This window comes from Arthrobacter sp. 05T410, from assembly GCF_056396505.1.
In genome coordinates this window covers 65,250-72,686 of the sequence record NZ_JBFTLP010000021.1, presented here as the reverse complement: position 1 = coordinate 72,686, position 7,437 = coordinate 65,250, and the positions used below count along the sequence as shown (strand labels likewise).

At 69.8% G+C, this 7,437-nt stretch carries 8 protein-coding genes; all 8 read right to left on the bottom strand.

The window, feature by feature from the left end; translation table 11 throughout:
• Window positions 1–174 (bottom strand): thiolase family protein (locus tag AC1DFR_RS18810; RefSeq protein WP_476874166.1); only part of this gene is annotated, 174 nt, incomplete at its 3' end.
• A complete protein-coding gene (gene pcaC / locus AC1DFR_RS18805) occupies window positions 171–656 on the bottom strand; it encodes a 4-carboxymuconolactone decarboxylase (protein ID WP_476859620.1) in 486 nt (161 codons plus the stop codon). The genes AC1DFR_RS18810 and pcaC, both read right to left, overlap by 4 nt.
• Entirely contained in the window at window positions 653–1,471 is an 819-nt protein-coding gene (locus tag AC1DFR_RS18800) for an alpha/beta fold hydrolase (protein ID WP_230007407.1), read from the bottom strand. The genes pcaC and AC1DFR_RS18800 overlap by 4 nt, the downstream gene beginning before the upstream one ends.
• Window positions 1,464–3,011 carry a lyase family protein gene (locus AC1DFR_RS18795; RefSeq protein ID WP_476874163.1) on the bottom strand — a complete coding sequence of 516 codons (1,548 nt, stop codon included), beginning with the start codon at window positions 3,009–3,011 and terminating at the stop codon, window positions 1,464–1,466. The genes AC1DFR_RS18800 and AC1DFR_RS18795 overlap by 8 nt, the downstream gene beginning before the upstream one ends.
• Window positions 3,008–3,598, bottom strand: a complete 591-nt coding sequence (gene pcaG, locus AC1DFR_RS18790; protein WP_476874162.1) for a protocatechuate 3,4-dioxygenase subunit alpha — start codon at window positions 3,596–3,598, stop codon at window positions 3,008–3,010. The genes AC1DFR_RS18795 and pcaG overlap by 4 nt, the downstream gene beginning before the upstream one ends.
• Window positions 3,591–4,499, bottom strand: coding sequence for a protocatechuate 3,4-dioxygenase subunit beta (gene pcaH / locus AC1DFR_RS18785; protein WP_374706709.1), 909 nt, complete (start codon window positions 4,497–4,499; stop codon window positions 3,591–3,593). Before pcaH ends, pcaG begins: the two co-directional genes overlap by 8 nt.
• Before the next feature lie 41 nt (window positions 4,500–4,540).
• The gene (locus AC1DFR_RS18780; protein ID WP_476874161.1) at window positions 4,541–6,514 is read right to left on the bottom strand and encodes a bifunctional sugar phosphate isomerase/epimerase/4-hydroxyphenylpyruvate dioxygenase family protein; all 1,974 of its coding nucleotides are present in this window, start codon (window positions 6,512–6,514) and stop codon (window positions 4,541–4,543) included.
• Window positions 6,514–7,395 carry a shikimate dehydrogenase gene (locus AC1DFR_RS18775; RefSeq protein ID WP_476874160.1) on the bottom strand — a complete coding sequence of 294 codons (882 nt, stop codon included), beginning with the start codon at window positions 7,393–7,395 and terminating at the stop codon, window positions 6,514–6,516. Before AC1DFR_RS18775 ends, AC1DFR_RS18780 begins: the two co-directional genes overlap by 1 nt.
• Window positions 7,396–7,437: the final 42 nt, after the last annotated feature.

The window sequence follows — 7,437 nt, the reverse complement described above, 5'->3', positions numbered from 1 at the left end:
GTTCGCGTTGCCGAACACCACCTCATCGATCCGCTCCACGTCCAGGGCCGGGGCGCGCTTCACGGATTCGCGGATCACGTGCGCGGCGAGGTCATCCGGGCGGATCCCGGCGAGGCCGGAACCGAACTTCCCGAACGGCGTCCTCACGGCGTCATAGATAAATGCCTGATTCATGGGTTCTTGTCCGTTTCTGCTTCGTCCATGGCTGCGTCGTCCATGGAATGGAAGACCTGCTGGGCGGTCTTGAACGCGGTGTTGGCGGAGGGGACCCCGCAGTAGATGGCGGTCTGGAGCAGGATTTCCTTGATCTCGTCCCGGCTCAGGCCGTTGGTGATGGCGGCGCGGATGTGCATGGCCAGTTCTTCCCAGTGCCCGTGGGCCACCATGGCGGTCAGGGTGACGGCTGAGCGCATCTGGCGGCTGATCCCGGGCCGGGTCCAGATGCCGCCCCAGGCGATCCTGGTGATCATGTCCTGGAAGTCCTCCGTGAAGGAATCCTTGTTGGCGTTGGCGCGGTCCACGTGCGCGGCGCCGAGGACCTCGCGGCGGACTTTCATGCCGCCGTCGTAGATCTCCTGGCTGGTCGCGCCGGGCTGGACCACACCGTTGCGTTCGGGCCCGTGGAGTTCAGCACTGCCGGCTTCAGAGAGAGTCATGCTCCCGCTCCCTGGGACTCGGTCCAGGTGATGAGGCCCTTGAGCAGCTCGGCGACGTGACCCGGCGCCTCGAACGGCGCCAGGTGTGCCACGCCCTCCAGGCTGACGGCCGTGGCAGTGCCGCCGCCGGAGGTGATGCCCGCGGCGACTTCCCCGGCCATCGACGGCGGGGCGACGTCGTCCAGGGCGCCCGCCACAACCTGGGTGGGAACGCGGATGGTGCCGAGCTGGTCCCGCACGTCGAAGCCGGCAAGGGCCTCGCAGCAGAAGGCGTAGCTGAAGCGGTCGGCGTCCCTGAGGCTGTGCAGGAGCCGGCTGCTGAGCTCCGGCTGGCTCTCCATGAAGCCCGGCGCGAACCAGCGCTGCGCGGAACCCTGGATCATCACCGGGGTTCCCTGCGTGCGCACGGTTTCTGCGCGCTCCAGCCAGCCCTCGGCAGTGCCGAGCTTCGCGCCGGAACACTGCACTGAGAGGCTCTTGAGCCGGTCGCCGTGCTTGATGCCAAGCTGCAGTCCGGTGGCGCCGCCGAGGGATACCCCGGCGTAGTGGAAGCGCGCGCCCGGGGCGATCGAATCGACCAGGCCGATTACGGCATCCGCGAGGTCGGCGACCGTGAAGGTCTCCTCCGCCGCGGGCGAGACGCCGTGCCCCGGCAGGTCCCAGGCGATGACGTCGACGTCGGCGCCCAGCAACGTGCCGGCCTGGCTCCACAGCAGGGAGGATGTTCCGAGCGAGGGCCCGACGATGAGGAGGGGCTTGTCGCCGAGTTCGCGCTGGGGCGACAGCAGGACTGCTTTGACGGTGGGTCTAGCCACGGGAAGCTCCGTTCTGGATTTGGTGGGCGAGGGCGCCGGCCTGGCCGGTGTATTCCGGATACGCCGCGAGGATGCGGCGGGAGATCTCAGCGGCCTGGCCGAGGTAGTTGGCCGGGTTCAAAAGTTCCTCAAGCCGGGCGTCGCTGAGCAGCTCCTCCGGGACAGCGGCGCGGAGCAGTGCCCGGTAGGTGTCCGCCTGCTCCGCAGCCGGGGCCAAGAGCGTTTCGTCCACGACGGCCTGCAGCCGCTGTTTCCCGGTCCGGGCGGCTCCCGGGCCGGCACCGGTCCCGTCCACAACGGTCCCGTCCAAAAGCGGTGCGACGGCGGCGTTGACGGCTTCGGAAAGCAGCAGCGGGCCGCCGAGCTCGAGGTTGCGGCGCATCGCTCCGGGGAAGACCGCCATCCCTTCGGCCAGTTCGCGCAGCTGCACCGCGGCGCCGAGGGCCAGGCGCAGCAGCTGGCGCAGGGCCGCCCATTCGCTGTGCCAGGCGCCGTCGGGGCGTTCGTCGTTGAAATTGGCGGCCGCGAGATGCAGCTGCGCGGCCAGGGCCGGGGCCTGCAGGGCGGCGCTGCGGATCAGCACGGAGAGCACGGGGTTCTGCTTCTGCGGCATGGCCGAGGACACGCCGCGCCCCGCGACGCGCGGTTCCGCGATCTCGGCAACTTCGGGCCGGCTCAGGAACAGGACGTCTGCGGCCATCTTTCCGGCCGCGTCGGTCACCGCCGCCAGCGCGTCGCCGAGCGAGGTCACGGCCAGCCGGTTGCTGTGCCAGGGGGCAGGAACGGGAGCGAGACCCAGGCGGGCGGCCAGCCGGTCGGCGAGGTCAAACGGGGACAGCGTCCCCGCGGCCGGCCCAGCGCCGTCAGTGAGTACAGTGCCGTCAATAAGTACAGTGCCGTCAATAAGTACAGTGCCGGAAGCCAGGGTCCCGGCGGCGCCGCCGGTCTGTACCGGCAGTTCGAGGGCCTCGAGCCGGCCGGCCGCGGCGGCCAGCCCGCTGAACCATTGCGCGGCCCGCAGCCCGAAGGTGTAGGGAAGCGAGTGCTGGGTCAGGCTGCGGGCCACACAAAGCGTGTGCCCGTGGGTTTCGGCGAGGCCGGCGAGGGCGGCCGTTGCCGACCGGAGCTCCGCGAGCAGTTCGCGGATGGCCCCGGCGGCCAGCACCATCAGGGCAGAGTCGAGCACGTCCTGGCTGGTCAGCGAGGTGTGAACGGCGCGGACGGCACCGAGTCCGGCGGTGTCCAGGTTCCTGACCTGCTCCCGGAGGTCGGCGAGCAGCGGGATGACGGGGTTGCCGCCGCCTTGGGCCCGGACGGCGAGGTCCGCGACGTCGTACCGCTGCACGTCCGCGGCGGCGGCCACCACCGCGGCGGAGCCGGCCGGGGCCAGGCCAGCCTCGTCCAGGACCGCCGCCCAGGCGGCCTCGACCTTGAGGATGGCGGCGAGCACCGCACGGTCCCCGGTCAGCGCCGCCACGAACGGCGACGCCGACACGGGACTCAGCAGGCCGGCGTCGCCGTCGGTTTCGAAGAAGGTCACTTGGAGGCACCCTCGGCGCTGCTGAAATCCAGGAACACGGTCTCGCCCTCGCCCTGGAGGCGGATGTCCCAGTTCAGTCCGCCGTCGGGATCCCGGCGTGCGATCAGGGTCCGGCGCCGGTCCGGGTCAAGCGAGCTGAGCAGCGGATCCTTGGCCAGGGCTTCCTCGTCTTCCGGCAGGTAGACGCGGGTGAACAGGCGGTTCATCAGGCCCCGGGCGAAGACGGCGACGGCGATGAACGGCGCCGCGCCCTCCTCGGTGGGGCCGGGGTTCACCGTGGTGAAGGTGAAGGCGCCGGTGTTGCCGACAGCGCTGCGGCCGAAGCCGGTGAAGGTGTAGCCGTCCCGGACCAGGGAGCCCGTGCGGTGCGGGACCTTGCCGTCCGCGTCGGCCTGCCAGATCTCCAGGATCGCGTCCGGGATCGGGTGCCCGGCGCCGTCATAGACGGTGCCCTGGAGCCGGATGGAACCCGGGGCTCCGGGAGCCAGGAGCTCGCGGTCCTTGGCGAAGGGCAGGGCGTAGCCATAGAACGGCCCCACGGTCTGGCCCGGTGTCGGAGTGAGTTTACCCACGGCGTTGCTATTCATTCTCATCGCCTCCTGCGCCCAATGCCTCGTTTTCGGTCCAGGTCCGCTTGGACCCGGTCAGGACGATGTCCCAGTTGTACGCCAGAGCCCATTCAGGCTTGGTCTGCTCGTGGTTGTAGGTGGCCACGAGCCGGTCGCGGGCATCCTGGTCCACGATCGACTGGTAGATCGGGTCCAGCGGGAACAGCTGGTCACCGGGGAAGTACATCTGGGTGACGATCCGCTGGGTGAACTCCTGCCCGAACAGGGAGAAGTGGATGTGGGCCGGGCGCCAGGCATTGAGGTGGTTCTTCCACGGGTAGGCGCCGGGCTTGATGGTGGTGAAGCTGTAGGAGCCGTCCGCGCCCGTGATGCAGCGGCCGACGCCGGTGAAGTTGGGATCCAGCGGTGCCGGGTGCTGGTCACGCTTGTGGATGTAGCGGCCGGCGGAGTTCGCCTGCCAGATTTCGACAAGCTGGCCGGCGACGGGGCGTCCGTCGCCGTCGAGCACCCGGCCGGAGACCACGATTCGTTCGCCGAGCGGCTCGCCGTTGTGCGCGATGGTCAGGTCCGCTTCCAGCGCGTGCACGTCCATGTGCCCGAACGCCGGCGAGTACAGTTCGATGGTTTCCGGATCCGCGTGGTGCAGATCCTTGGTGGGGTGGCGCAGGACGCTGCTGCGGTACGGCGCGTAGTCGAGCCGCGGCTGGGTTTCGGCCGGGGCTCCGCCTTTGAGGGCCTGCGCGTACGCTTCGCCGATCGCCTTCATCTCGGCGCTGAGGTCCGCCTGCGACTCCGCGGCAGTATCCAAGGCATGGGCGGCGGGCGCATACGTCTTTGGTGCGGCCTCCGTGGCTTCGTCGGACACGTCCTCGGTGATCGGGTCGGCGTTGAAGACGTCGAGGTTGATTTCTTCAGGCACAGCAGCCTCCTTTCGTTGGTGTGTTTGTTGTTCGGATGGGGTCAGGAAGTACGGGTCAGCTGGTGCAGGTGGTCGTACTGGACGGCGTGCCGCACCGGGGCATTCGGGGCGCCATAGCCGTCGTAGGCACCGCGGCGCTCCACCATTTCGAAGAACACGCTGCCCACGGTGGCGGTGTAGAAGTGCAGGAACTCACCGTCGGCATCGCGGTCATAGAGCAGGTTGAGCTCACGGAGCGTGGCCAGGAATTCCGGGTCCAGAGCGAACCGGGCGTCGAGGTCCTCGTAGTAGTTCGCGGGGATCTGCAGGAAGTCCAGTCCGCGGTCCCGTGCTGCCCGGGCCGTGGCTACGAGGTCTTCCACGGCGAAGGCGATGTGTTCCTGGTAGCCGGGGCGGTGGCCGGTGCCGGCAGTCCCTTCCTGCTGGATCAGCGGGGCCAGGTTCAGCACCAGGCGGACGCCGCGGTCCTGCGTCAGCATCACCTGGGACCGGACCAGCCCGGTGGGGCTGGCCACCTCGGCGAACGGCTGCGGTTCCAGTGCGAGGGCGCTGGTGTAGAAGAGCACGGCCTCGTCGAAGTGCTGCCACGGCTGCGCGAGGTTCACGTGGTCGATCACCGCGCCCGGGTGCCCTGCCGGGTCCGCCGCGGCGACGTCCAGGCCGTCGCCGAATTCCCGGGTCCACGCGGGGGTGCCGTCCGGGCTGCCCTGGCAGAGGAAGATTTCGGTGGAGTCCGGCGCGGCGAAGCCCTGGAAGACTTCCTCGTTGGCCTGGCTCTTGCGCGGCACGGCGGGGGCCTTGAGCTGCTGGGCGCGGGCGGCGGCGATAACGGGAGAGTCGACGTCGAAGCCCAGGGCGGAGATGGCAGGGGCGGCGGGAGCCGGCTGGCCGGTACCGGCGGCAGCGGTCGCCGTGCCGATGGCTGCCGGTTCTTCGTTGATGATCACGCGCGCGTGGCCCATGCTCCACAATTGCACATCCTTCGTGCGATGCCGCCCGTTGAACGCAAACCCCAGCTGGCCCAGCAGGGTTTCCAGTCCGGCGGTGTCACCGGCCCGGACCTCGGCGAAGTTGAAGCCGGCGGGCTCGGCCACGCGGGGAAGCGTGGCAAGCTCCATGGGGTAGCGGCGCCGGGCACCGGACACCGGGCCGGCCGCCCCGCTGGTCATCCCGCCTGCTGCATTCGCCGGGTTTGCCTCGAGCCAGGCGGCGCTCTGCTCTTCGAGCCAGATCAGCGACCGCATGGCGTCGACGGCGGTGCGCTCGACGTCGGCCTGGCGGAAGACGTCGTTGAACACTTCCAGCGACACCGGTCCCGTGTAGCCCGCGCGGACCACGTGGCCCATGAACTTGGCGAGTTCGAACTGGCCCTCCCCTGGAAACACCCGGTAGTGCCGGCTCCAGGACAGCACGTCCATGGACAGCTTGGGGGCATCGGCGACCTGGACGAAGAAGATTTTCTCCGGGTCGTAGGCCTCGATCGGCGCGGTATCCCAGTCCCGGGAGAGGATGTGGAAAGAGTCCAGGCAGGTGCCCAGGTTGGGGTGGTCCACCATCCCAACCAGCCGGTGGGCGTGCTCGTAGTCGTTCACGTACTTGCCCCAGGCCAGGGCCTCATAGGCGACCTTGACGCCGTGGTCACCCGCGAGGTCCGCGAGCCGGGAAAGCTGTGCGGCCCGGAGCTCGTCATCGTCGATCGTGGCGGTGCCGACGTTGGAGCAGAGCAGCATGGTGTCCATGCCCAGGCGGGACATGAGCCGGAACTTGGCGTCCGCGCGGCGCAGGTTGGCGGCGAGCAGGTCCTCGGGAACGCTGTCGAAGTCGCGGAACGGCTGGTAGAGGTCAAGGGTCAGGCCGAGGTCGGCGGCCAGTTTCCGGACGTCCTCCGGACTCAGGGGCGACGTCACGAGGTCCTGCTCGAAGATTTCGACCCCGTCGAAGCCGGCAACGGCGCAGGCCTGCATTTTTTCCCGCAAGGTGCCGGCGAGGCAGACGGTGGCGATCCCGGTGCGCATCAGGCGGCCACCTCTTCCGCGGCCACAAGTTCCAGGAAGTGGGAGCGCATGCGGTCGGCGTCGGCCTGGCGCCCGGTGAAGATCCGGAAGGCGTCCGCCGCCTGGCCCACGGCCATCCGGCCGCCGTCGAGCACCTCGCAGCCCTTGGCGCGCGCCTCGCGGACGAGCTCGGTTTCGATCGGCCGGTACACGATGTCGGCCACCCAGTGCCGGGACTCCACGAGGGACATGTCCAGCGGAACCCCCGGATGGGCGGCCATGCCCACCGGGGTGCAGTGCACCAGGCCGTCGGCCTGCGGCATGAGCTGCGGGAGCTCCGCCGTCGTCCGGGCGGTGACGGTCCGGTCCGGGAAGAACCCGGCGAGCTCGGCCGCCCGGGCGGCGGACCGGGCCGCGTCGGTGTCCACGAGGTCCAGCTCGCGGACCCCCGCGGTGAGCAGGGCGTAGGCGACGGCGGAGCCGGCGCCGCCGGCTCCCAGCTGCACCACGCGATCCAGGGCGGCGCCGGGAAGCCCGGAGGCCAGCGCCGCGGCGAAGCCGGAGAAGTCTGTGTTGTGGCCGATGAAGCGGCCGTCGCGGATCACCACGGTGTTGACGGCGCCCAGGCGCCGGGCGTCGGCGGAGACCTCATCCAGGTACTCGAGCACCAGCTGCTTGCACGGGTGCGTGATGTTCAATCCGTTGAACCCGAGGCTCCGGGCGCCGGAGAGCAACTCCCCCACGGCCCGGCCGGGCAGGCCGAGTTCGGTGAGGTCGATGGGGCGGTAGAGGTACCGGAGGCCCTGCACGTCGCCCTCGCGTTCATGCATGTAGGGCGTGAGGGAGGGCATGACGCCGTCTCCCACGAGGCCCACGAGGAAGGACTCTGCTCGATTGCTCATCCAGTTTGCTCCTTTGACAACGGCACTCGGCGGGCTGCGACG

Coding starts and splice junctions, on each gene's coding strand:
- AC1DFR_RS18775 (WP_476874160.1), bottom strand. CDS start 7,395: ATGAGCAATCGAGCAGAGTCCTTCCTCGTGGGCCTCGTGGGAGACGGC.
- pcaC (WP_476859620.1), bottom strand. CDS start 656: ATGACTCTCTCTGAAGCCGGCAGTGCTGAACTCCACGGGCCCGAACGC.
- AC1DFR_RS18780 (WP_476874161.1), bottom strand. CDS start 6,514: ATGCGCACCGGGATCGCCACCGTCTGCCTCGCCGGCACCTTGCGGGAA.
- pcaG (WP_476874162.1), bottom strand. CDS start 3,598: ATGAATAGCAACGCCGTGGGTAAACTCACTCCGACACCGGGCCAGACC.